A 25,397-nucleotide genomic window follows, 5' to 3' on the forward strand; every position below is an offset into this window, starting at 1 on the left:
ACTTTTTGAGATAGTAAAAAGGGACTCTTTTTAAGAATCCCTTTTATATGAATATATGCTTTACGTTTTTCTTCTATTACTTTTTAGCAAGATGATAGCCCACATAATCAGGAACAACTTAGATGAATTTATTCAAGATAAACTAGCCTTAATGTTTTTAGGTAACTTACTTTATCTCACTCTGCTTCTTAGTTGGGAACTATAAAAAATTCGAATTAAAGAAAAAAACTCCATATGCTACTAAAAGCATAGGAGTTTTAAAAGACTATTAAACATAGAGACTGTTTTGAGGTTTCAGCCACTTTTGGTCTGCTTGTTTGTCTATTTCCCCATCTTTGAACACAAGCTTTCCTCTATTCATAGTTCCTACTACTTTACATGGGAACGTGTGACCTATATATAGGCTTTCTTTATGCTTAGCATAATAGTTTTCTGCCGTAACAGTATATGATTCATCTAATGTAACAAAAGCAAAATCTGCATCTGCTCCTTTGGCAATATGCCCTTTTCGATCGGAGATTCCAAACCTTTCAGCAGGATTTGAGGCAGTCCACTTTGCTACTTTTTCAAATGGAATATTGTGTGCTAAAGAAAGCTCAATAGAAGAGAGAAGAGAAAACTGCCCCCCACTAATTCCGCCCCATGCTTCAAAGAGGTTATGAACATTAGGATCTTTTAAGTCATATGGACATGGTGAATGATCAGATGAAATCATATCAAATCGATCGCTCTTCAAAAGCTCGATAAGCTTTCGTCTTTCATGATCTTCTCTTAAAGGCGGTGCACATTTTGCAACAGCTCCAAGCTCTCTTAAGTGTCCATGATGAAACAATAAATAGTGGGGACACGTTTCAACAGTAATGTTCATTCCCTTTTCTTTTGCTTCTTGGATCTTTTCCATTGCTTTTGCTGAACTAATGTGAACAAAATGAAGAGGACAATTTGTAAGCTCTGCATAATAGATAGCACGTTCTACTGCCTCAACCTCCGCTGCAATTGGACGAGTTTCTAAGTAGTCATCAGCACTATATTTTCCTTCGTTCTCTTTTTCTTTTTTCAACCAGTTTGTCATACTTGCACTCTCAGAATGAAGAGCAAGTACTTTTCCGAGGCGAGCAATCTGTTTCATTCCATCTAGCAGTGTAATATCATCAACAGCTTCAAACTCTTTGTTACCTGTTGTAGAAAGAAAGGCTTTAAACCCAATTACACCTGATTCTGCAAGAGGCTTTAAATCTTCCTCATTTCCAGGAACAAGTCCTCCCCACAGACCAAAATCTACAACAGACTTCTCATTTCCTATCCTTGCCTTTTCGTCTAATGCTTCTTTATTTACAGTAGATGGAATGCCATTTAGAGGCATATCGAAATAAGTTGTGCACCCTCCAGCAGCCATCATCATGGAACCTGTATGAAACCCTTCCCAGTGTTCTCTTCCAGGCTCGCTGAAATGTACATGAACATCAATCATACCTGGAAAAATATATTGATGTTCTGCATTCCATTCTTGTTCTCCTTGATGTTGGAGATTTTTTTCAATCGCAGCAACTTTCCCGTCTTTAACCCCAATATCTGTTTTAACAACACCTGTTGGGAGAACAACGTTTCCATTTCGAATTACAACATCATACAAGCTCATAAACTTCTCTCCTTCTCTAGCTTCTTATTTATTTTGCAAGTAACAAACCCGCTCGTACATCATTTTTTAACGGTGCCAATTCTGTAACTCGACATTCTACAACGTCTTTCTCATTAATAAGGACAGAACCTGGTGTTCCTGTCAAAATTATATCGCCAGGATTAAGCGTCATGATACTTGAAAAAAACTCAAGAAGCCAAAGTGGCTCGTACATCATATTTGAGACTGTGTTGCTATATCGAACTTCTCCATTTAACACCGTTTCTACTTTAATTGCACGAAGGGAAGAAAACTCATCTAAAGTCACAAGGGAGTTCCCAATGCTACAAAATGTATCAAAACTTTTAGAACGTTGCAGATAGCGAGGATTTTTCCCATGAATATCTTTTGCTGTAACATCTAATGCCGTTGTAAAACCCGCAATAAACTCCTTTGCATCTTCTTGTTTTACATTTTTGCATTGTTTTCCGATTACAATAGCAAGCTCTCCTTCTGCTGTCACTTCTTTTGATTGAACAGGAAGTAAAATAGATTGATTTGGACCAACAAGGGTAGAGCTTGGTTTTGTGAACATTACGGGCTCTTCTTCCGGAAGGTTACCAGAAAGCTCAATTGCTTTTTCTACGTAGTTCATTCCAACGCCTAAAACAGTACTAGGATTTTTACAAAGGGCGATTTCAATCGCTTCTTCTTTTATAGAAGGAAAAGCGATTAGCTTTTGTTTTCCTTCTGTTTTATACCATGTGCAAAGCTCGCTGAATTGTCCTTCTCTTAGTAAAGAGACGAAGTCTTCTTCAAAGCACGTACCTTCCATTTCATTAATAGTCTCAATAGAAACAAAACGATTGTCATGAGTGAAGGCTATCGTTTCTTTTCCGTCTATACTTAAAGCAGCTAATTTCATACATTTTCACCTCTTTTGCTTGTTACGAAGCTTTGGTCTATTTTTCTTAGAAAGCGCTGAGACCAGCGTAATAGTTTCAAGTCTTGGTTTTTATTTGCAATAAGAGATAATCCAATAGGTATTCCGTTCACTTCAACAACTGGAAGCGTCACTTGTGGGAGACGAGCTAAACCAGCAATACACGATAAGCTCATTGTTTTCGCTCTATACTTTTCAGCTGCTTCTCCTTGAAGATTAAGGAGGGGTGCTCCACCAGGGGCTGTTGGGATTACAAGTATTCCATCTTCTCCGAGTAAATGTGTAAGCTCGTTCGTTATTTTCTCTCTTAGCTTATAAGCATCTTCATTTTGTTCTTTTTTCAATGTACTTGTCCAACTGAATCGTTCAGAGATTCCTGGCCCAAAGGTTGGATTTTCTTTCTTAATCCATTGCTCATGCTCTTTCCAAATTTCGATTCCTTGAATTGTTCTAAAGACACTTGACCACTCTGCTAAACCTTCTTGTGAAATTCTTTGCCACCTGCTGTTTTCACTTTCCTCTTCTAACAACTTTAAAAAGGGAGAAAAAGCAGCTTTTGTTTCTCCCTCAAGGAGTTCCCACGCCTCTTCTGCAAACTCAATGTTTGTAAAATCTCCGTCTTCTTTAAATTGAGGAAGCAGCACACGTCCAATTTCAAGTAATAAGTCAATGCTATTTGCCATCCATCCTACTGTGTCATAGCTTTTAGCAAGTGGAATAACCCCTTCTATCGGCACAGCTCCATGTGTTGGTCTGAACCCATAAATACCACAATAAGAAGACGGAATGCGGACAGACCCTCCAGTATCGGTTCCTAGAGAAAAATCAACTGTTTGAGCCGCAACAGAAACAGCTGATCCACTTGAAGAACCTCCAGGAATGCGATCTGGAGCTTTCGGGTTAATAGGTGTACCATAATGGAAATTCTCACCGTTTAAACTGTACATCAATTCATCTGTATGAGTGGTTCCACGCAGCTTTGCACCTTGATTAAGCAACATGTCAATTGCCACTGCATTTCTTTTAGATTCCTCATGTGTACGAAGCCATGTAGGATTTCCTGCACTGCTTTGATAATGTTGAATGGCAAAGACATCTTTCACAGAAAAAACCAAGCCATCCAAGCTGCCTTTCCCTGTTGGGGCAATTGCTACATTCTGATTAAAAAAAGCATTCCATTGATCTTTTATCATAAGCTCCTCCTCATTATCCTTTATATCTTCTCTCTTCTTCTACTGAAGCTTCTTTTTTTATATTTCGTTTTGAAAGTTTTATATTTTCTAATAAAAGAGATAATAAAATTCCCACGAGTAAACCATTGCTAGCAAGCGGTCTTAAAATACTTGGCACTGTTTCAAAATAAGAAGCAGGAAACGTCATTAAACCTATACCAATAAAAAAAGGAATGCTTAATCGATACACATTTTCTGGCGTAAACGTGATTGTAATAAAATAGTTAAAAGAAGAATGGAGCAACCGTAAATATGTCACAAGCAAAACGGCACTACCTACACTAAGAGGAAGCTTAGCCATCATGTTTCCTACGTATGGAACGGCCCCCATCAAAGTAAACAGTGCTCCTCCAATCAGAAAAGGAAGTCGTTCAACAATTTTTGTTTGCTGAAGGAATCCAATAGAAGAGACATATGGCGCGAAGGGAACCAAGCCAAATAATCCAGAACAAATGCCTAACACGCCGCTAATTGTAAATGAGCCCCTATATTCTCCATTTGTCGCCTCTTTTTTATAAATTTCATCGGTTCCTTTTAGAGCTCCGAATGTGTTGGATGTATTGATGAGACCTGCAATAACAGCTGTTAAAATAATGCCAATATCAAAACTAGGAGAACCAAGTGGAAAAAGTTTTATACTTACTCCTTCTGAAACCTCTACAGCCGCTTTTTCCCCAAATAAAATATTAAACGAAATCCACCCAACAATAATGCCAATAAGTAAGGAATATTTAGCAAAGGAAGGGCGGGCCTTTATACTAAGGATAATCACAAAAGCAACAACGGCTACTGACAATAAAAGAACTGGTACATCGATATGTGCTTCTCCGTCACCTTTGCCAAATGGAATACCTAGCATTCCTTGAAGGAACATTGTATTGAGACGGCAAGCTAATAAAAAAAGAAAAACAGCCATAACACCATTGTTAAATAAACGGGACAAATACCCTGATAGGCCGCTCAACCCAATAACAATTGTAATAATTCCTGAAATGATGATTCCAACACTTAAACTTCCTCCAATAGTTGCTAGAGACATACCGCTCTCAGTAGCTCCATAACAAAGGCTTAAAATAACTCCCCACCATAACCCTGATTGTCCTTCCATAATCGAACGCTTATGTCCTAAGAAAGCTTGTAAAATACAAGCTAGACCCGTAAACAAAAAGGAACATTGAACTAATGAAACAAGCGTTTCATGGGAAAGCTGAAAAGCTGCTCCAACTGTAATCGGAATAACAACTGTGTTGGTAAAAATAAAAAAGAGCCATTGCAAACCTGCAAGCCACCCTTTTATACTAAGAAACTCTCTCATAAACTCACCTTCTATATGTGTAAGGAATGGGATCTATTTATCTATTTTTCTCTTTATCTGTATCGGCTATAGTGCGCAAAAAGATTCCGGAGCCTCCGGAATCTTTTTCTAAAAATCACATCAGCATCTTCTTTACTTTATTACTGTGCTCTCTTTTCCATTCTCTTTTTCTTGAAGGCTTCCTGCTTCATACACATCTAGCGCTGCTTGAAGTCCTCTGCCAACTTGAATTTTTGCTCCATTACGAATAAGGGATGCTTCGAGCGCTGATAAAACAAATAAAATATTTTCTTTGCGGCAGCTGTAGCCCATTGCTCCAATTCTCCAAATCTTGCCGTGTAGCGGCCCAAACGAACTAGCAATTTCAATTCCGAATTGTTCAAGAAGCATTGTTCTAACTTTTTCGCTATCAACGCCTTCTGGGATGTTTACACATGTTACCATCGGTAATTTTTGAGCTCCTTCATTAAATAACGTTAAACCCATTGCTTTAATTCCTTCAATAAGTGCTCTCTCATGGAAACGGTGACGTGAGAATCTTTCTTTTAAACCTTCTTGAAGAACAATGCGCACTCCTTCACGCAAAGCATATAGCATTGATGTTGCTTCTGTATGGTGATTAAGACGACGTGGTCCCCAGTAATCTTGAAGCTGGCTTAAGTCAAAATAATTGCTTCGAATCGGATGCTGAGCATTGACGCGATCCTGATCTGTTGCAACACCTTTTTCAACTTTTTTACGACGAGCAAGAATTTCTTCAACTCGCTCATTGTAAGTAATAGGAGCCATTCCTGACGGTACAGAAAGACACTTTTGTGTTCCGCCAATAACAGCATCAAGCTGCCACTCATCAACTTTAACTTCTGTTCCACCAATTGTTGCAACAGCATCTACGATTGTTAACACGCCAAGCTCTCGACAAGCAGGACCAACTTTATCTAACGGCTGCATACATCCTGTTGACGTTTCACCATGAACAACAGCAAGTACTTTTGGTTTCACTCGTTTTACTTCATTAATGATCTCTTCTTGATCAAATACTGTGCCCCACTCACATTCCATCAAATGAATGTCTGCTCCGTTGCGCTCAGCAATTTCTGTTAAAAGATGACCAAATCTACCAAATATCGGAATTAAAACTTTATCACCAGGCTCTAAAACACTGCATAACACAGCCTCAAGTCCTGATCTAGATGTTCCATCAATTGGAAATGCCCACTTATTTTTCGTTTGGAATACTCCTCGAAGCATTTCCATTGTTTCGTTCATCATCGTTGTAAAAGCAGGATCAAATTGCCCAAGGATTGGGTTGCTCATTGCACGTAGAACTCTTGGATCAACTTCTACAGGACCTGGTGTCATAATTGTTCGTAAAGGTGAATTTATTTCTTGAAAACTTACCATCCTTTTTCCTCCTTAATAAGCTAACTTGTGCAATATTTTGATTAAAAGATTTATTCCCTTTTCTAAATCTTCTGTTTTAGTAAATTCGTGCGGTGAATGACTTATTCCTTTATGACTTGGAACGAACAAAAGCGAGGTTGGGATGAATTGTCCGAAAACCTGCGAATCATGTCCAGCTCCACTAGTCATTTCTTTAAATGAAGTGCCTTCTGTTTGAAGGATTGTTGTTGAAAGTTCGTTAAGGTTTTCACACATTTTAATAGGCTGCTCATCCATCCACTTGTGAATGTCTAATGATGTGCCCCTTTCTCTCGCTAGACCTTCAAAGCTTTCAAATGCCTCCTGACAGAATGATTGAATAATATCACTGTCACTATGACGAATATCAATACTGAATGTTACCTTATTTGGGATAACATTTGGTATATTTGGCTCAACAATCATTTGACCCACTGTTACAACAAGATCAGCAGGCATTCTTTTCGACTTCTCCATTAGGACTTGAATAAGTGCTGAAGCCGTGTTCATTGCATCCTTGCGCCACTTCATTGGGGTTGTTCCAGCATGGTTACTTTCACCGTTGACTGTTACATTGTATCGGCGCTGCCCAACAATATGAGACACAACTCCAATGGCTTTGTTTTCTCGTTCTAGCACTTCCCCTTGCTCAATATGCAATTCAATAAAACAATCAAAATGAGCACTTCCTGGATGCTGATACTTTCCCTTCCCAAATCCTAACTTTTCCATTTCTTCTATAAATGAAGTACCTTCTTGATTTTTTAATAAATAAACGTCATCAAGCGATCTTAGTCCTGTAATACTTCCTGACCCCCAGTAGGTCATTGGAAATCGACTTCCTTCTTCCTCACATAGTGAAACAACTTCAATTGTTTTTTTCGGACGACCGTAGTGTTCATATAAATATTTGAGTGCAAGAAATCCCGCAATAATTCCGTATGCTCCGTCGTATTTCCCTCCATTTACGACCGTATCAATATGAGAGCCTGTAAGAATTGCACGCCCTTCTTTTTCGCTACCTTCTAGCCTTCCAAAGAGGTTTCCAGCATCATCATAGTAAGCATGCAAAGAAGCCTCCTCCATTCGTCCTTTGAGCGCCTCTTGAGCAAGTTTCCAGCTCTCAGAATAAAGAAGTCGTGTCACTCCACCGCTTCCACTGTCTCCAAATGAAGCTAACCATTCCACCATCTCAGCTGTTTGCTGTGCTAGTGTGAGCTTTTTCTTTTCCTCCATTACCAAGCATATCCCTCCTCTCTCACAAAAAACCTTGCTTATATTCCATTCGTTACTTTTCCTAACATTGTTTGTAATATATATTGATTTTAAAATAGATACCTGCTAAAATCATTGACATAATTGTAGAATATTCAGTCATTTCTTTATGCATATTAACTAAAATCTTATCTTTCTTGTCCTAAACTTTTAAATATCCTACAAAAGGAGAACTGAGTTTTATGAAATTAAGCGAATTGTTAGATTTATCAGTATTTGAAGGCACGATTATACGAGCTGGAGAGAAGAATATAAATTATGAGGTAAACACTGTTAATATGATGGATGCCCCTGATATTATCCATTTTCTCAAAAAAGATGAACTTCTTATTACTACTGCTTTTCATTTTAAGGATGACCTTCACTCTCTTATTACCCTTATTGAAGAGATGAAAAAGAAAGGTTGCTCAGGCTTAGGAATTAAAACAAAGCGTTTCTTACAAGAAATCCCACTCCAAGCCATTGAATTAGCTCAACAGCTCAACTTTCCGCTTTTGGAACTTCCTATGCATACTTCACTAGGGGATATTGTTCATAAGTCTCTAAATTATATACTCGACATTCGTACAACTGAACTTCGAAATGCAATGATGACGCACCAGCAGTTTACAAATCAAATTATGAGTGGACAAAACGTACATAAAATTTTGCAAAGTTTATCATCACTCATTCATTTTCAAGTTGTTTTACTAAATCACCATTTACAACCTATTACAAATTCAAACCATGATTCTTCTATCTATGAAAAATTAGAAACTATTTTAGTTGAGAACGATATTTTTCAACAAACACCTTTCACTTTTTCACTTCTTGGTGCAGATAAAATTACGCTAACTCTTTTTCCTGTCCATACACACAAGCAATACAGCTACTTATGTGTTTTTGGGGAGATCCATCCAACAGATCGTTCTACTGTTCTTACAATTGAACAAGCTATTAATGTTATAGCTTTTGAGCTAATGAAAGAAAATGCCTTAAAACAAAACGAACGCCGCCTTCACAACGAGTTTTTTAACAATTTTATTAATGGGAGCTTTACAACATCACAAGAAATCCTTAGCCGAGGAAAAGAATTCGGATTAGAAAATGAGCAACGCTATGTTTGTGCAGTAGGAAAAACAATTGAACGTCATAAAGAAACTTCATTTTCACAACACAGACAAGATTATGAGCTTATTTATGACACAATCGAAGCTGAATTACAGCGCTTTTCTCAGACCATTCATTTTTTCACAGTAAATGGAGCTTATGTTTTACTTTTTCCTTTAAAGAGCAAACAAGTTCAGATGGATCAGTTTATTCTCGATTTGCTGAGAAAACTTCAAGTTAAGGTCTCAACCCGTTTCAAAAAAGACCTTTGTTTTGGACTTAGCAATTATGCTCAACAGCTTTTACATGTTCCTATTTCATACAAAGAAGCAAATGACACACTATATTATGGACAGCTATCAGGACAAGAAGGCTTTATTGAGACATATCAACCGAAAGAAGTTCCTGAAATTTTGCGCATGGTTCCATATGAGCAATTAAAAAAATTCTACAGTGATACATTTCAGCCTTTTTTTGATGGAGCGAAAAAAGATCATGACGTCTTACTCCACACCCTTTCTGTTTATTTGGAAACTCATTGTCAACTTTCTGAAACAGCAAAGCGTTTATATGTACACAGAAATACTGTGATTTATCGCCTTGAAAAATGTGAAGAACTTATAGGAAGAAGCTTAAAGGAACCTGATGAAACACTCCGTTTGCGCCTCGCCTTTCGAATTAAAGCATTGATTCAAGGTCAAGGAGAAACCATTCATGTATAGACACTATAATATGTACAGCCAAACATTCTAGTAAGAGATGTTTGGCTTTTTTACGCTTGCTTTTCTACTAAAATAATTTGTCATATTGCACAAAACATTTTCAGAAAATTCACAAATATACCAATGACATCTCTTTTTTCATCTTATAAACTTTATACATGTCATTTTTCTTAACGTCTAAAGTCAAAACAATTAACTACATAGAGAACTTTATGAAAAGGAGCTGAATAATAGTGTCTACAAATTTAGCAAATCCAGTCGTAGAAGAACAAAGTACAAAAGACACCCTGAAGATTGATGAGTCACTTCTTCCAAAAAAGGAACGGCCTGTTAGTCCTCTATCTTATATGTTCATGTGGATTGGTGACGGAGTAAATCTTGGTAATATGACGCTTGGTGCAAGCTTAGTTGTAGCAGGAACGGCGACACTCAACATCTTCCAAACATTTGTGGCAGCGGCCATTGCAATTGGGATTATCTCCACCTTTTTCGCTTTGAACGATCGATTCGGCTATAAAACAGGCATTCCTTATGTCATGCAGCTTCGAATGTCATTTGGAGTAAAAGGTTCCATCATTTCTTCTCTCTTGAGAGGAATTCCAGCTATTATTTGGTACGGATTTCAAAGCTGGATTGGTGGTACTGCGCTCAATGAAATTGTAAAAGCCCTGACAGGAGGATCTGTTGATAATATTGTAGTATGTTTTATTGCCCTACAACTTCTACAAATCGTTCTCTCTCTTTACGGATTTCATGCCATTAAATGGGTTGAAACACTCGCCTCTATTGTCATTATGCTCGCTCTCCTCTATGTATTTAGTATCCTTCTCACTTCTTACAAAGATGTGATTACAGAAAAGTGGGTTCATACAGAAGGAACATGGGGACTTCCATTTTTCGCTTTTATTATGGTTTTCCTCGGTAACTACGCGGCCATTTTCTTAAGCGCTGGCGACTACTCTCGAGAGTTAAAAACAGGTATAAGCAATAAGAAACGTGGTTTGTTATATTTCTCTCCTATTACTATTGCTTATGGTTTTGTGCTAACAATTGGCGTTATGCTTGCTTCAGCAACTGGTATTTCAAATCCAGTCAAAGCTTTTGCCGTTGTTGTAGACAATCCTTATATTACTGTTGGGGTATCTGCTTTTATTGTGATTGGAGCTGTGGCAGTTAATATGGTTGCAAATATTGTTCCGCCAACATACGTGATTACTTTGTTAACGAAAATGAAATACAAAGCAGCTGTTATTGTAACTGGATTGCTTGCACTTTGTTCATTTCCATGGGTTCTTGTTCAAGATTCTTCTGCAAACGGACTCAATCTGTTTGTTCTCATCTATTCAGCATTCCTGGGCCCTATCGTTTCTATTCTTTTAGTAGAGTATTATATATTAAGAAAACAAAAAGTAAATGTTGATGATTTATATAAAAAAGATGGACCGTTTTCAGGTGTTAATCCATGTGCTTTAATTGCAATGCTAGCAGGAGCTTTAGCAGCCTTCATAGAAGTTGATCTCGGATGGATTATCGGTGTTGTTGTCGGAGGCGTTTCATACCTTCTTCTTATGAAGTTCACCTTCAAAAATTCTAAATTCAAAAAAGGTACTATTTTTGAGTAAATCAAAAAAGCGTGAGGAGTTCTTTCCTCACGCTTTTTTATGCAGCTTTTTATTTTTTAAAATAGGCGCGTAAAGGTCTAAAATCTTCTTTTAAGTCAATGTCATTTGGCTCTGCTTGGAGTAGACGATCAATCATTTCTTCGAGTTTATTAATATCTTTTTGATCTGTATACTCAATAAAGTTCAATGCTTCAAGCCAGTCTCGATAAGAGTGTTTCGCTTTTCCATAGCTGTTACCAAATACAACACAAGGTGTTTTTGTAATAATCGAGAAGATCATTGCATGCAGACGATCTGTAACAATTAACTCGCTTGATCCGATGCGATTTAGCATCTTCATAAATTGATCTTCTCGGTCCTTGTAATCAATAACATCAATATCGTGTAGCACTGTATCTGTACGCCCAGTACGTTTCCCTTTTTCCTGTTCTATCCACTCTCTTAACTCAGAAATAAACTTCTCTTCTGTTACCTTTTCTTTATCTTCTCCTAGAATAAAGAGAACTCCTTCTCGCTCAAGTTCTTGAGGCTCAATATCTAACGATAATACCATATCAGGTGTATACATCACTTCAGAATCAAATGTATCTTTCACATATTCAAGCGTCAGCTGTTCTCTCGTTCCAATTGTTAAATGACAGTTTTGATGATAAGCATCTTGGGTTTTCTTTTTCTCCTTATCTCCTTCCTCTGTTTCTTCAAAGTAAACAGATTGGGCAAAGGAGAGCGTCTTGTAATCTTTGAAAGTTGAAATTACTTTTCTTCGATCTTCCTCAATATCGAGATACAAGTTCCCAAGATTTCCGCCACCTGTAAAACAAACAATATCATCTTCACTAATAATTTCTTTTACAATTTTGATTCCTTCATCTGTTGCATAGTCCATAATTTCAATATACTCATAGTAAGGATAGTGATTTCTTATAAATTTCTCTTCTGAATAAGCAATTGCTTGGTCTCCTATATTTGTATAACTTGGAGAACCAAAGAGAAAGACTTTTCGTTTATCGTTTGTAAAAGCTTCTGGGCTTACATTTGGCCCGATCCCTTTTGGTAATTCTTTATTTAGAATTGTTTGTTTGCTCATTGTTATGGTCCTCCTTCACTTTTCTAGGTTTAAGTTGGTACCTTTCCTATACCCTTGAAAAAAATAAAATATACCTCTGCATACTCACCAAGTTTATCCAAAATAAAAAAGATGCCTTGTTTAGAGGCACCTTTTTTTGTTGTTTATGATACAGTTTTGCTAGATGTTGTGACTTCATCAAAATCCTCTTCTATCTCCACATTTTTTGGTTCGTACACAAGCTCACCTTCAAGCATTGCTCGTGCCTGCTCTTTATCAAGCAACTTCTCCCAGCTTGAGATAATAAACGTAGCTACAGCATAACCAATAATGTTAACTGTTGTTCGATAGTTTCCCATAAAACGATCTGGCGCTAGCATCAGGGCAACAGCGGCAACTGGGATAGATCCCATCGCAGCGGCTGTTGCAGAAAGGGCAACAAAAGCAGATCCCGGAATTCCAGCCATTCCTTTAGAAGTTAAAAGTAAGATCCCTAACATAAGTAGCTGCTCTCCAAGACTTAAGTCAACTCCTGTTGCTTGAGCTAAAAAGACAAGGGCGATAGATAAGTAAATTGAAGCCCCATCCAAATTAAAAGAGTAACCTGTTGGGACAACTAAGCCAACTACAGCCTTATTACATCCTGCTTGTTCAAATTTATCCATCAATTGTGGCATAACGGCTTCTGTGGATCCTGTCGCAAAAGCAAGTAAAATCTCTTCTTTTATATATACAATGATTTTCCACAAACTGAGTCCAATCATTATCCGAACAATAACAGCTAATACTAGAATAAATAAGAGACAAGCAACTGTCATCGCAACAAACAGTTTGCCAAATGAAGCAAGTGTCCCAATCCCATATTGACTTACTGCAAATGCCATTGCACTAAAAGTTGCTAGTGCTGTTAGTTTAATAATATAACTCATAATTTTGAAGAGAACGTTGTTTACTTTTTCTAGTACACCAAGCAAAACTTCCGACGTTTTCCCCCCAATATGCACAAGAGCAATTCCAAACAAACATGAAATTAATAGAACCTGAAGCATAGAGTTATTCGCAAAAGCTCCAACAGCACTATCTGGAATCATATTCAGAAAAAACTCACCTTCACTCGGAAGATCTGAACCGTTTGTTTTCTCTTCAACAGTTGCTGTACTTAATGTTAAAGGATCTACATTCATTGTTGAACCTGGATTCATCATGTTTGCTACAACAACCCCAATAATTAAAGCAAACGTTGTAACAACCTCAAAGTAGAGAAGTGTCTTCCCTCCGATTCTTCCAACGGTTTTGATGTTGCCTACTTTAGCAATCCCGACAACAACTACCCCAAAAATGAGTGGCGCAATAATCATTTTAATAAGCTTAATAAATCCCTCTCCAACTGGTTGAAGAGCACCCCCAACGCTTGGCCACAGATACCCAACAACTGTTCCTAAAATAATAGCAACAACAATTTGAAAGAAGATCCCTTTATAAAAAGGTTCTTTTTTTATCTCTTTCTTCGTTTCCCCCATTATATTTCCCCTTCCCCTACACTACATATAATTGAATATTCCGATAAATAACTTTAAGTTACATCTTATGTTATATTAATTAACATTGTAATATAGAAAAAAGAGAACGTCATTGTACTTATTAACCAAAAGTTTCATTCTGATTTGGAACATCTACGAAAACTTTAAAATGAGATTCAAACGGATTACATTCCTTTCTAATGGTATTTACTGTTATGAAACTTTACTAATTACCTCATACTAAAAAAATCTATTTCATTGTTTTTTTTGTTACAATAAGTACATAAGTAATCCTTTGTCGAATTCAGGTAAGGAGGCTAAATGAGTGACAGAGAATAGAGAATTGCATCCAAAGGTAGAGAAGAGCTTTGAATTAATCGGGAAAAGATGGACAGGGCTTATTATTTATGTTCTAATGAGCGGTCCTAAAAGATTTAGTGAATTAAGCGAAACTATTCCAGACTTAAGTCGACGTATGTTAACAGAGCGAATTAAAGAGCTTGAAGAGCATGGAATTGTTGTTCGCAACGTAATTCCAGATCGCCCTATTCGTTCAGAGTATTCCCTAACTCAAAAAGGAACTGAATTAGGAAAAATTCTTGGTCCTATTAGTCAATGGGCTGAGAGCTGGGTTAAAGATTAAAAAAAGAAGAAATAGAAAACATTCTCTGTTCGCGGAAGGAAATCCCCCACGAGCCAGGTTGAACATCATTGCGTTTGATCGCAAGGAAAGGTAGGAAAAATGTATGGCAAATGTTTTATATATTACAGCACATCCATTACAAGCAGATGCATCACTTAGCATGGCAGTTGGCCAAGAATTTATTGAAACATATAAGAAAGAAAATCCATATGATGAAGTGGTTCATTTAGATTTATATAAAGCGGATATTCCATATTTAGATGCTGACGTTTTTAGCGGTTGGGAAAAGCTTCGAGCTGGTAACTCATTTGAGAACCTAGAAACAAATGAAAGATTAAAGGTTGGAAGACTAGCTGAGTTAGGCGGGCAGTTTCTATTAGCAGATAAATATGTGTTTGTAACACCAATGTGGAACTTCTCTATTCCAGCAATTATGAAAACATATATTGATGCAATTGCCGTTTCAGGCAAAACATTTAAATATACACGAGACGGAGCTAAAGGGCTTCTAAAAGGAAAGAAAGCTGTACATATTCAAGCACGTGGAGGCATCTATTCTGAAGGTCCTGATGTTCATAAGGAGATGGGACATCGCTATCTTGAAGTAATGATGGATTTCTTTGGGATTGAGTCGTTTGAAACAATTACAATTGAAGGACAAATGATCCACCCTGAAAAAACGGATAAGATAAAAACAAAAGCTATTGGTCAAGCTAAAGATTTAGCACATCACTTTTAAATAAAAAATCCCCTTTAGGCATTTCACCTAAAGGGGATTTTTTTATTTATTAACCTCTACCAGCTTGGAAAGAAGGATATTTTGTCATACCACCGTCAGCAAATAGCGTAATTCCTGTTACATAGCTTGCTTGAGAAGAAGCTAAGAATGCTGCAACATTTGCTACTTCTTTAGGATCTCCAATGTATCCCATTGGAATCATGCTCTCAACGTCTGCACGCTGCTCAGGATCTGCAAATTTCTCAGCATTAATTGGTGTGTTCATTGCACCTGGTCCAATGTTGTTGACACGAATGCCTTTTGGAGCATATTCAAGTGCTAGGGTTTCAGTCATTAGCTTCATGCCGCCTTTACTTGCTGCATAATGAACAAATAGTGGCCAAGGAATCATTTCATGAACGCTAGACATGTTGATTACATTTCCTTTAATATCGTTTTCTACAAAGTATTTAAGAGCTTCACGGCTACCAAGGAATGCTCCTGTTAAGTTTGTATCAATAACTTTATTCCAGTTATCTAATGTAAGCTCATGAGATGGAACAGGATTTTCAACACCTGCGTTGTTAATCATTACATCAAGTGTACCGAATTCTTTTACAGCTGTTTGAACAAGATTAATAACATCTTCTTCTTTTGTTACGTCACCTTGAACAATGATTGCTTTTCCGCCTGCTTCTTCAACTTCTTTTTTTGCTTCTAACGCTTCTTCTTCATTATTCCAATAGTTGATAACAACGCGAGCTTCTTCTTCTCCGAAACGAACAGCCATTGCTCGTCCTAATCCAGTAGATCCACCTGTAATAACGACAACTTTATCTTTTAAATCTGTATACATTATACTTCCTCCTTGAAAATGCTAACTTTATAATTTAACTTTCACGTTAACGTTAACTCTTAGCCATTCCTAAGAATACGCCACCTAAAATAATAAGAATAATACCGATTGTAATAAACACAAGCTGACGTTTTGATTTCTTTTCTCCTAAGAGGAAAATACCTCCTAGTGTTGAGATTACAATTCCCATTTGTGATAGTGAGAAGCTTGTAGCAACTCCTACTTTTGGCTGTGAAATAAATAAGAACATATTTCCTGCAGCCCAAATGAGCCCTGGAATAATATTACGAATCGCATATTTATTAAATGGTTTATGTTTATACGTTAAAATGAGTCCACCAATAAACATCCCAATTGCTTGTGGAAATAGAGCTACCCATCCATCAACATTAAACAAACGTGCCACAACAACATAAATTAAATACCCGATGGTAGAAATAATAAGGGTAACAATCCCTTTTTTGAACTGAGCATTTTGGTTGTCATCTTTCTTATCTTCCACTGATGTAAGTACAATCCCAATAACGATGAAAATTAATGCTAATACACCTAAAATAACGGTCGTTGTTGTTGACCACTCGTGAAATACAATAACGCCAAATAAAGCAGTTGATACAAGCTGCATACCTGTTGAAATTGGCATTGTTTTTGAAACACCAATATAGTCAATAGTTTTCAACTGGTTGCTTTGTCCAAGTGCCCAAAACAATCCTGAAACGATTCCAACTATGAAAATCGTTGGGGTCAACACTGGATGAACAACGAGATAGATAACAACAGAAAATAAAAGTGCACCGATTGTTGTTCCGAGTGTCTGACTATATGGACCTCCGCCTAATTTAACATTAAATAAGACGATACTCCCCCAAAAGATTGCTGGCAGAATAGCCAAGAGGATATCCATTTGATCCTAACCTTCTTTCTTAAATAAAAAGATTTAAGTGCTTAACTTTTGTAAGCAACATCACGTTACTAATAGTAACTTAAATTAAATAAAGGCGTCAATCATTTTGTTTAACTTAATTAATTATTAACTTAGTGTGGAAACCTTTTCTTTCTTCTTCTCTTTTCACCTTAAACCTTTAGAAATAAGTATTGGTAGCGATTACGTATAAATGGTCATTTTTAGTGTGAAATTTTTTTATTTTATGGTCTTATAATTGGATAATATAGCGCTATCATGGGATATAATGCAACGTTAAGAAAATTCCATTCTTTCACTTCACTTTCAAAACTATTCCTTATTTACAAAAGTGAAACATTTCACAAATTAAAGTTTTCATCTTCTTTCATAACCCTCCTTCTTCTTTCTATATATAGAATTATGTTAGTGTAAATCAAAATGATTGACTAAAATAAGTACATAGGTTACTATTAGTAACAAGGTTAACTTTTTGAAACTAACAATACTTTCGCGAGTATACATTTTAAAAACAGGAAGGTGTCGATTCATAATGACAAAAGTATTATATATTACTGCACATCCACATGATGAGCAAACATCTTACAGCATGGCAGCAGGTCAAGCATTTCTTGAGAGCTATAAAGAAAATAACCCAAGCGATGAAATTGTTCATATTGACTTGTATAAAGAAAACATCCCACACATTGATGCTGACATTTTCAGCGGATGGGGCAAACTTCGTTCAGGAAGTGAATTCACTGAGCTTTCTGAAGTAGAACAACAAAAAGTAAGTCGTCTTGCAGAATTGAACGAACAGTTCATTTCAGCTGATAAATATGTATTTGTTACACCACTATGGAACTTCTCTTTCCCACCAGTGATGAAAGCATACTTAGATTCTGTAGCTGTTGCAGGGAAATCATTCAAATATACAGAACAAGGTCCTGTTGGATTGCTAACAGACAAAAAAGCCCTTCATATCCAAGCACGCGGCGGCTACTATTCTGAAGGTCCTGCAGCAGACTTAGAAATGGGACATCGTTACATCGGCATTATAATGAACTTCTTCGGCGTTCCATCATTTGAAGGTCTATTTATTGAAGGACATAATGCAGAGCCAAGCAAAGCTGAAGACATTAAAGCAGATGGAATTAAACGTGCAAAAGAGTTAGGAAAACAATTCTAATCTTAAATTATAAAAAAGAGCGAGACTGCTCAAACAGTCTCGCTCTTTTTCTTAATCATCGCTACCAAGAATACCGAAGAAGCGAAGTAAATTAATAAACAAGTTAATGAAATCTAAGTATAGAGATAAAGCAAGTAATGGCACGTCTGCTTCTGTAATCTGCATTCTCTTCATTTGGTTAAAATCATATAGAACATAAAGAGAAAATACAATTGTTCCAATAATAGATAAAGCCATTAAAGAACCTGATGTAAGTCCTCCTGTAAATAAACCAAATAGACTTACAAAAATCATTGATAGAACAGCAACTAATAAGAATGAAGATAAAAATGATAAATCTTTTTTCATTTTTGATCCAATCACAGCCATTACTAAGAAAATACCGAATGTAGAACCAAACGCCTGCAAAACAACGTTCGCTCCACTCATTGATACATAATAGCTTACAATTGGATATGTTGTAATCCCTGAAATCGCTGCAAAAGCATACACAAAAGCATAGCCAACACGGCTTTTTCGTCTTAACCAAAAAGCTGCAATAAGCATAACAACTTCAGCAACTGCAAGCGGCAGCATTAATGCAGCAGGCACGAATTGCCCTATGTATAATCCAACTGTTGCAATGAGCAGTGTTAATACAAATGTAGATAAGACCTTTTGAAATAGAGGTCTCTCTTGTACTGATACGTCTTTTAACACTCTAATCCCTCCTCTTTTTCCTATATTATATTTTCTATTCCATAATTTCCATCTTTTTTTAAAAAATTAGTTCTATGTTCCTTCTTAGTAAAGAATGACAAATGATAATTTTAAAAGTTGAGTCCTCTTGCATTGTTTTTCTTCATCCACCTTTTCTAAAGAAAGTTTTTACTATACGGGTAACTTTCAAAAAAAAGAGTCAAAAAGCAAATATTTGAATTCCTGTAGAAGGGATATTGTTCTCTCAAGAGCTATATTATCGTGGTAACATACTGCTGTTCTATTTTCTGTTATAGTTTCTATCATAGCTAAAGCTTATTTTAATCAAATAGTATAAGCCACTCTCTCCAACGTCCTATCCATATATATCCATTGCGAAGAAATCAGACAATGTTTATAATTCTAAGTGTTTTATAACAGACTCGAAAAGGAGGGCACTATGAATAAAAACGATAGGGATTTAGCCCTGACATCAAGTACATCAGTACCAAAAGTGGAGCCAAGCCCTAAAAAAAAGAGAAAAGTTTTAAATGAAATTACGATTATAAGAGCCTTAGCATGTCTAAGCATTGTAATGCTCCATTCAACAACATTTACAGTCAACTATGCGCAAGAAGGAATACTTGTGACAACATTAGCAACAATCCTTTGTTTTGGTACTCCAACTTTCGTTTTCATATCTGGATTAATTTTAGCTTATTCATATCCTAACAATCTTCCGAAAGGATTCTATTGGAAAAGAATTAAATTAATTTTATTTCCATTCATTTTTATGGCAATCTTCTATGCTGTATTCTCAGGACGTGCCGTACCTGAACAAATTCCAAGCTTGATTTGGAATAACCTCACAGGTGGATATCACGGCTGGTTTGTATTAGTTATCTTTCAGTTTTATGTTTTACATCATTTATTTACAAAATTCTTTTCCAAACTACCAGCTGCGCTTGTTTTAAGCGTTTCGCTAATTATTAACGTAGCTTATTTGTCCATCTTCAACTTTATACAACCTACTTCCCACACACCTTTTACAAGTTATCTGTGGAGCGGTGGATACTATATCCCATTTGTAGCTTGGTTATTTTATTTCTCTTTGTCATATTATTGTGGAAAAAACTTTATGACTTTTGTAGAAAGCTTAAAAAGATTCAAAGCACTGATTTTCTTTTTCTTAATTGTTTCATTAGGTGTGCTTATATATAATAATGTGAATGAATATTTCGCTGTAGGATCGAAACGTATTGATATTATTTTCTTTACCGTTATGATGATTCTGTTCCTACTCCTTGTATGCCAAAGCTTTAAGAAGACGCCGAAAATTTTAACGATTGTCAGCCAATATTCGTTCGGTATCTATCTTGCTCATTGGTTCTATCTTACAATTATTCGAGACTTCATTGCTTCACAAGGATGGGAGCTCGGTTACATGCAAATTCCACTCTTGTTCATTTCAGCTCTTATAAGCTGTATTATTACGATTAATATTCTAAATCGTTTTCCATTTGGTAAATATATGATTGGGAAAATTAATCGTAAGAAACAAACCCCTGTAAAAAAAGAGACCGTTGTTACTGGTTAATGGTGTTTAATAAGAAAAGCTTGCTTTATCGAGTGATAAAGCAAGCTTTTTTGTTTTGGGCTTTATTAGAGAAACATGCCAAGCAATAGAACACAGGCTAGACCTGTTACAGAAAGAACTGTTGTGAGTAAACTCCATGTTTGAAATGTCTCTTTCATACTTAAGCCAAAGTACTCTTTTACCATCCAAAACCCAGCATCGTTCACATGACAAAAAATAACGCTGCCCGCTCCTGTTGCTAATACAATTAAAGCGGGATTAACCGCACTTGCCGCCATAAGAGGAGCTACTAATCCTGCTGTTGTTAAAGCTGCTACTGTTGCAGATCCTAAACATAGCCTCAAAAGAGCTGCAATCATCCAAGCAACTAAAAGCGGAGACAGATTTGTATCTTGAAATAAAGAAGCTACATAGTCTCCAACTCCCCCATCTACTAGAACTTGCTTGAATGCCCCTCCTCCCCCAATAATAAGAAGCATCATTGCAATTTGAGAAATAGATTTCGATAAAGAATCTCCGATATCTGCCATCGGGATTTTCCTTGCATATCCCATTGTATAAATCGCAAGTAATAGAGAGATTAACATGGCTGTTCCAGGCATTCCAATAAATTCAACAATCTCTTTTATTTTGGATTCTTCGCGAAACAATAGAGACATAACGGTCGCAATCGCCATAAAAATAACAGGAAATAAAGAAGTTAAAACACTAATAACAAATCCAGGGGTCTCCTCAAGTTTAAACTCTTTACGAGGACCTAATGCTGTTAAATTTCCGCTTCTTTTATAAGCATTTGGAAATACCTTCATCGCAAATTTATTAAATAATGGGCCTACTACAATTGTGATTGGGATACCAATAATGATACCTAACAAAAGAACTTGCCCAATGTTTGCTCCATATGCAAGTGAGATAGCTGTTGGAGCTGGATGTGGAGGTAGGAATCCATGAGTCACGTTCAATGCTGCTGCCATTGGAATCCCAAGGTATAAGAAAGGAACCTTTAGCTCTTTTGCAATCGCATAAATGATAGGAATCAACAAAACAAGACCAACTTCAAAAAATAGAGCTATTCCAACAATGAAAGAAGAGACTACAACTGCAAACTGAATTCTCTTTCGTCCAAACGTATTGATAAGTGTAATCGCAATACGATAACCGCCACCTGCATCTGACACAAGCTTACCAAGCATTGCCCCTAACCCAAATACTAATGCTAAATGCCCTAGTTGACCGCCAATCCCCGCTTCAATTGAAAGCACAATCTTATCGAGTTCCATTCCAAGACCAATCGCAACTAAAAAGGAAACAACAACAAGTGAAACAAACGTATTTAGCTTTACTTTCATAATTAAAAATAAAAGAATAAGAACTCCTATTGCTACAATCAAAATTGGCATCTTCTTCTCCCCTTAACTATTGTTATGTTTTATAAAAACCTCAAAAATTTAAAATCAACTCCCTTCTAGTTAAGAGTAAAATTGAATGCGCTTTCATTTGTGTTTTATTTTTTCCTTTTACTAGAAAATGACCAATAAAATAATATAAAGTATTATAGCACTTTTTGGTTAAATTATGGTTATTTTTTGATAATATGTTTCTTTTTTATTTTTATGTGCAAACAATAAAAAAAGCAAGGTAGACATGCTACCTTGCTTTTCTTTAGTCTTTTTATCTTATTTTTTCTGATTTTCTAGTTCTTCCAGTTCCATATGTGTTTGTGGAAAGCCGTTTGCTACCCAATCTGATTTTAAAGCTGAATCATATTGAGTAAGTCCTTCTTCATCTCTTGCTTTGTCCTCATCCACACTTTCTACTTGATCAATCTTTTTACTGTTTCTCATATCTGTATCTGGACGTACTTTAAAAGATGCTTTTCTTTGTATATGCAGCAACCGCTAGTGCTGCACCGCCTGTTGAAATAAGTGTACCAAGTACCACTTTCTTTTTCTTCGATTTCGTCATCATATTTATTCCCTCCAGTTTTGATATTTTCTCTCTTATTATTTGTTGTACCCGTTTTTTGAATTTTAAAAAGTTTCATTTGTGTAACACATGAGTTTTCCGTTAAAAAGCATTAGACGGGCATTTTATTATTTCATGTAGTAAAATATATATATTACTAACAAAGAGGTGCAAAGGATTTTGAAAAAAGTTTTATCAATCTTTACGCTTATGATGGTGGTAGCTGCTATGGTTCTTCCACATACAGCAGAAGCAAGAGGTTACAGCAGTGGTGCACGAAGCCATTCATATAGCACACCAAGCTCTAGCTATTCATCTAAGAGTACGAGTGGTTACTCTTCTAATAGAAGCTATTCTGGTGGAACATCTACAAAGAAAGACAATTCACAAACATCTACAAACTCAACTCAAAAAAATTCAAACACAACAGCAAACAACAAAAAATCTTCAACAGCTAAGAAAATTGCTTCTTATGCCGGTGCATTTGGGGTCGGTGCTTTATTAGGAAGCATGTTCCATCCATTTGGTGGGGCAGGAACTGGATTCTCAATGTTCGGTCTGCTGTTAGATATCGTAGTCATCCTTGTTATCGTATGGCTTATTAAAAAAATCTTCACAAGAAGGAAGTCATCATAGAAAGAGGTTAAATGATGGAAATTAAATTTAACGAACAAAACGTACACGACAGTGTTTGCGAATATATAGCGTATCATGAAAAAAACGTTTCTCCTTACGAGGTGTCTGTTGAATTATGTACAGACGACTTTGAAGAATTCTATGCTCTTGTAGAATTTGGAGGATATGAAAAAACAATTTATACAAAAGAATTAATTGAAGCTATTCACTTGAACCTTGTTGATAAACATAACTTTGACCGTACTATGTTAAAAACAGAAGTTACGTTTGCAGAGGGTGAAGGGATTATTGCTTTTGTGAAGGTTGAGAAGGGCATTAGTTTGGTTAAGTAATAGGATATATAAAATCCAAACATTCAAAATAGGACTGACCCCCGTTTTTAAGACAGGGATCAAAACACCATCTAAATAGCCAGTTTTCGGTATTGAACCGGAGACTGGTTATTTAGTTTCGTTTGGATACGAATATTGTTATAAAAGGATAAGTCTTCAATAAGAAATATACTTTAATTAAAAAAACCACACAAAAAGGGGAAAACTTTGACAAAAGAACAAGTACAACAAATGTTACAAGCAACCACCAATATACGAGATATCTTCTTGATTCAACTGTTATTTGAAACTGGTTTGCGTATTGGTGAGGCTCTTTCTCTATTTATGGAGGATTTCGTTTTTGACCACGCAAAGGGGCACCGTATTCGTTTAGTAGATAAAGGAGAATTAGAAAACGGTGCTATGTTAAAAACAGGAGAACGGGAAATTTATGTATCGCAGTCCTTAATGGATTTATACGATGATTACTTGTATGAAGTAATTGATGAGTTAGAAATTGATTCAAACTTTGTTTTTGTGAAACTTCGAGGAGAAAACACAGGGAAACCAATGGAGTATTGGAATGTGGATTCTCTTATTAAACGATTAAAGAAAAAAACAGGTATTAATCTTCATGCACATTTATTCCGTCATACCCACGCTACAATATACTACCAGAAAACAAAGGATATTAAACAAGTACAAGAACATTTAGGACACTCCCAAATTCAAACAACAATGAATCTGCACCTCCATCCTTCAGATGAGGAAATTCGAGAAGAATGGAAAAAAGCACAGAGTGCTTTTCAAATTACTTAATAGAAATGGTGTGAGCATGATGCAAATACAGCTAGAAATGAATGAAAATAATAAGGATGCTCTTATTGCATCTCTAAAGAGAAAAAATCAAAAGTTGGAAAAAGAAAATAAGCAATTAAAGGAACAACTGAAAGTAGCTTACGGAGATGTTTATAAAAAACTGTAGTACTAATAAGGAGAACGGTGTTCTCCTTTCTTTTTAACGGGGCAGGTAAAACCATTCTATATTGAATGGTTTTTATCTTTATCATAATTTGGTGATGGACTAGAGTCTGTTAATATGCGGTCTAATACTTTTTTAGTAAATGGCATAAAGTAATTCAGGATTAGTCCTGCTAAACAAACTGTTAATAAAGTTCCAACGCCAATGGGGCCCTTTAAAATCAAGGCTATTATCAAGAATACAAGGTAAATGAATGTTCTCGAAAGAAATAGATTAGTTCTCGTTAATTCTTGTATGATTAAGGTTAATCGGTCAACTGGAATCGGTGCAAAATTTGTGTGTAAATAGGTTGCAGTTCCTAATCCTATAACAACTAAACCGATTCCAAAACAAACCACTTTGCTGTACCATAGTTCAGGTGTTATCAAATGGTGCAATAAAAAAAGCCACATATCAATACTAATCCCCGTTATAAATGCTGTTAACAACCCCAAAACTTCTGGTCTTTGTCTTGTTAAAAATGAATTACAGCCTATCAATATTAGGGCTATTATTACTTCCCAACTTCCCACAGTAAGACCCACCTTTATAGACAGTCCTACCAAAAGGGCATCAAAAGGTGAAGTTCCAAGGTCTGATTGTATAGTGAAAGAAATACCAAGGGTTAATATTAAAATTCCTACTACATAAAAAACATATTTCACTTTACTCAACCTCTTTATCATTATTTTTTATTGCAAACGCAACAAAAATAAGTTTCATTTAATATACACCACATTTTATTGCATTTACAATAAAAATATGTGCTGAGGAGTTCATTATGAAGGAAATTCTTCGTGAAATTGGAATGATAGCAAGGGCCTTAGATTCTATAAGTAATATAGAATTTAAAGAATATGACCTTACAAAGGGGCAGTATTTGTACCTTGTGCGAATATGTGAAAACCCAGAAATCATTCAAGAAAAGTTAGCTGAGATGATAAATATAAAAAAATGTACCCTTGAAGATTTACGAAAACTTCAAGAAATTAGTTATGAAACATTTAATGAAACTTTTAAGCATCAGAATTCACCTAAAAATATGGAAGCCTATTTGG

Annotated in this window: 23 protein-coding genes and 3 pseudogenes; 11 read left to right on the plus strand and 15 right to left on the minus strand. The window is 36.1% G+C overall.

What is annotated here, in order from left to right:
• Positions 1-268: 268 nt before the first annotated feature.
• The 6 genes from MOC86_RS22210 to allC form a co-directional block, all read right to left on the minus strand.
• Positions 269-1,639 carry an allantoinase gene (locus MOC86_RS22210; protein WP_268586161.1) on the minus strand — a complete coding sequence of 457 codons (1,371 nt, stop codon included), beginning with the start codon at positions 1,637-1,639 and terminating at the stop codon, positions 269-271.
• A 28-nt stretch (positions 1,640-1,667) separates the two neighbouring features.
• Positions 1,668-2,543 (minus strand): fumarylacetoacetate hydrolase family protein, encoded by an 876-nt coding sequence (locus MOC86_RS22215; protein WP_268586162.1) that lies wholly within the window; start codon positions 2,541-2,543, stop codon positions 1,668-1,670.
• The gene (locus tag MOC86_RS22220) at positions 2,540-3,754 is read right to left on the minus strand and encodes an amidase (protein WP_268586163.1); all 1,215 of its coding nucleotides are present in this window, start codon (positions 3,752-3,754) and stop codon (positions 2,540-2,542) included. Before MOC86_RS22220 ends, MOC86_RS22215 begins: the two co-directional genes overlap by 4 nt.
• 13 nt (positions 3,755-3,767) lie before the next feature.
• Positions 3,768-5,108 (minus strand): uracil/xanthine transporter, encoded by a 1,341-nt coding sequence (locus MOC86_RS22225; protein WP_268586164.1) that lies wholly within the window; start codon positions 5,106-5,108, stop codon positions 3,768-3,770.
• Positions 5,109-5,240: 132 nt separating this feature from the next.
• Positions 5,241-6,512 carry a pyridoxal-phosphate-dependent aminotransferase family protein gene (locus MOC86_RS22230; RefSeq protein WP_268586165.1) on the minus strand — a complete coding sequence of 424 codons (1,272 nt, stop codon included), beginning with the start codon at positions 6,510-6,512 and terminating at the stop codon, positions 5,241-5,243.
• A gap of 12 nt (positions 6,513-6,524) precedes the next feature.
• Positions 6,525-7,772 carry an allantoate deiminase gene (gene allC, locus MOC86_RS22235; protein ID WP_419146670.1) on the minus strand — a complete coding sequence of 416 codons (1,248 nt, stop codon included), beginning with the start codon at positions 7,770-7,772 and terminating at the stop codon, positions 6,525-6,527.
• Positions 7,773-7,987: 215 nt separating this feature from the next.
• Here allC and MOC86_RS22240 point away from each other — a divergent pair, with 215 nt between their 5' ends.
• A complete protein-coding gene (locus MOC86_RS22240; protein WP_268586166.1) occupies positions 7,988-9,616 on the plus strand; it encodes a PucR family transcriptional regulator in 1,629 nt (542 codons plus the stop codon).
• A 233-nt stretch (positions 9,617-9,849) separates the two neighbouring features.
• Positions 9,850-11,238 (plus strand): NCS1 family transporter, encoded by a 1,389-nt coding sequence (locus MOC86_RS22245; protein WP_268586167.1) that lies wholly within the window; start codon positions 9,850-9,852, stop codon positions 11,236-11,238.
• 49 nt (positions 11,239-11,287) lie between these two features.
• Here MOC86_RS22245 and MOC86_RS22250 read toward each other — a convergent pair whose 3' ends face one another.
• Both MOC86_RS22250 and MOC86_RS22255 read right to left on the minus strand, forming a co-directional pair.
• On the minus strand, positions 11,288-12,325 hold the full coding sequence (locus tag MOC86_RS22250) for a polysaccharide pyruvyl transferase family protein (protein WP_268586168.1): 1,038 nt from the start codon (positions 12,323-12,325) through the stop codon (positions 11,288-11,290).
• A gap of 143 nt (positions 12,326-12,468) precedes the next feature.
• On the minus strand, positions 12,469-13,824 hold the full coding sequence (locus MOC86_RS22255; protein WP_268586169.1) for a cation:dicarboxylate symporter family transporter: 1,356 nt from the start codon (positions 13,822-13,824) through the stop codon (positions 12,469-12,471).
• Between the two features lie 325 nt (positions 13,825-14,149).
• On the opposite strand from MOC86_RS22255, the gene MOC86_RS22260 reads away from it, so the two are divergent.
• Together MOC86_RS22260 and MOC86_RS22265 are read left to right on the plus strand one after the other, a co-directional pair.
• Positions 14,150-14,467, plus strand: coding sequence for a winged helix-turn-helix transcriptional regulator (locus MOC86_RS22260; RefSeq protein WP_019390786.1), 318 nt, complete (start codon positions 14,150-14,152; stop codon positions 14,465-14,467).
• A gap of 103 nt (positions 14,468-14,570) precedes the next feature.
• Positions 14,571-15,206 (plus strand): FMN-dependent NADH-azoreductase, encoded by a 636-nt coding sequence (locus MOC86_RS22265; protein WP_268586170.1) that lies wholly within the window; start codon positions 14,571-14,573, stop codon positions 15,204-15,206.
• Between the two features lie 49 nt (positions 15,207-15,255).
• Here the strand turns inward: MOC86_RS22265 and gdh are convergent, their stop codons facing one another.
• On the minus strand, positions 15,256-16,041 hold the full coding sequence (gdh, locus tag MOC86_RS22270) for a glucose 1-dehydrogenase (RefSeq protein ID WP_040060818.1): 786 nt from the start codon (positions 16,039-16,041) through the stop codon (positions 15,256-15,258).
• Between the two features lie 52 nt (positions 16,042-16,093).
• Entirely contained in the window at positions 16,094-16,945 is an 852-nt protein-coding gene (locus tag MOC86_RS22275; RefSeq protein ID WP_019390783.1) for a GRP family sugar transporter, read from the minus strand.
• Positions 16,946-17,495: 550 nt separating this feature from the next.
• On the opposite strand from MOC86_RS22275, the gene MOC86_RS22280 reads away from it, so the two are divergent.
• Positions 17,496-18,131 (plus strand): FMN-dependent NADH-azoreductase, encoded by a 636-nt coding sequence (locus MOC86_RS22280; RefSeq protein ID WP_268586171.1) that lies wholly within the window; start codon positions 17,496-17,498, stop codon positions 18,129-18,131.
• Positions 18,132-18,182: 51 nt separating this feature from the next.
• Here MOC86_RS22280 and MOC86_RS22285 read toward each other — a convergent pair whose 3' ends face one another.
• Positions 18,183-18,830: a Bax inhibitor-1 family protein gene (locus MOC86_RS22285; RefSeq protein WP_268586172.1), complete on the minus strand. Its 648-nt coding sequence runs from the start codon at positions 18,828-18,830 to the stop codon at positions 18,183-18,185.
• A 439-nt stretch (positions 18,831-19,269) separates the two neighbouring features.
• On the opposite strand from MOC86_RS22285, the gene MOC86_RS22290 reads away from it, so the two are divergent.
• Complete coding sequence (locus tag MOC86_RS22290; protein WP_268586173.1) at positions 19,270-20,406, plus strand: acyltransferase family protein; 1,137 nt, start codon at positions 19,270-19,272, stop codon at positions 20,404-20,406.
• Positions 20,407-20,471: 65 nt separating this feature from the next.
• On the opposite strand, the gene MOC86_RS22295 is transcribed toward MOC86_RS22290, so the two are convergent.
• Together MOC86_RS22295 and MOC86_RS22300 are read right to left on the minus strand one after the other, a co-directional pair.
• Positions 20,472-21,806, minus strand: coding sequence for a gluconate:H+ symporter (locus tag MOC86_RS22295; protein ID WP_268586174.1), 1,335 nt, complete (start codon positions 21,804-21,806; stop codon positions 20,472-20,474).
• 276 nt (positions 21,807-22,082) lie between these two features.
• Complete coding sequence (locus tag MOC86_RS22300; protein WP_268586175.1) at positions 22,083-22,301, minus strand: hypothetical protein; 219 nt, start codon at positions 22,299-22,301, stop codon at positions 22,083-22,085.
• Between the two features lie 250 nt (positions 22,302-22,551).
• On the opposite strand from MOC86_RS22300, the gene MOC86_RS22305 reads away from it, so the two are divergent.
• Together MOC86_RS22305 and MOC86_RS22310 are read left to right on the plus strand one after the other, a co-directional pair.
• Complete coding sequence (locus tag MOC86_RS22305; protein ID WP_268586176.1) at positions 22,552-23,007, plus strand: hypothetical protein; 456 nt, start codon at positions 22,552-22,554, stop codon at positions 23,005-23,007.
• Between the two features lie 14 nt (positions 23,008-23,021).
• On the plus strand, positions 23,022-23,339 hold the full coding sequence (locus tag MOC86_RS22310; protein ID WP_243515460.1) for a DUF2653 family protein: 318 nt from the start codon (positions 23,022-23,024) through the stop codon (positions 23,337-23,339).
• A gap of 71 nt (positions 23,340-23,410) precedes the next feature.
• Here the strand turns inward: MOC86_RS22310 and MOC86_RS27420 are convergent, their stop codons facing one another.
• The gene (locus MOC86_RS27420) at positions 23,411-23,509 is read right to left on the minus strand and encodes an IS3 family transposase (RefSeq protein WP_419146671.1); all 99 of its coding nucleotides are present in this window, start codon (positions 23,507-23,509) and stop codon (positions 23,411-23,413) included.
• On the opposite strand from MOC86_RS27420, the pseudogene MOC86_RS22315 reads away from it, so the two are divergent.
• Both MOC86_RS22315 and MOC86_RS22320 read left to right on the plus strand, forming a co-directional pair.
• A pseudogene (locus tag MOC86_RS22315) lies at positions 23,484-24,137 on the plus strand (tyrosine-type recombinase/integrase); the annotation flags it as partial. The gene MOC86_RS27420 and the pseudogene MOC86_RS22315 sit on opposite strands and share 26 nt — an antisense overlap.
• Before the next feature lie 22 nt (positions 24,138-24,159).
• Positions 24,160-24,303, plus strand: a pseudogene (locus tag MOC86_RS22320) (DUF6262 family protein); the annotation flags it as partial.
• Positions 24,304-24,359: 56 nt separating this feature from the next.
• On the opposite strand, the gene MOC86_RS22325 reads toward MOC86_RS22320, so the two are convergent.
• Entirely contained in the window at positions 24,360-25,004 is a 645-nt protein-coding gene (locus tag MOC86_RS22325) for a YczE/YyaS/YitT family protein (RefSeq protein WP_268586178.1), read from the minus strand.
• A 116-nt stretch (positions 25,005-25,120) separates the two neighbouring features.
• Here MOC86_RS22325 and MOC86_RS22330 point away from each other — a divergent pair.
• Positions 25,121-25,397 (plus strand): annotated as a pseudogene (locus MOC86_RS22330) (MarR family transcriptional regulator); the annotation flags it as partial.

The sequence above is a fragment of the Priestia endophytica genome (assembly GCF_026790145.1).
In the GTDB taxonomy this organism is placed as follows: domain Bacteria; phylum Bacillota; class Bacilli; order Bacillales; family Bacillaceae_H; genus Bacillus_I; species Bacillus_I endophytica_A.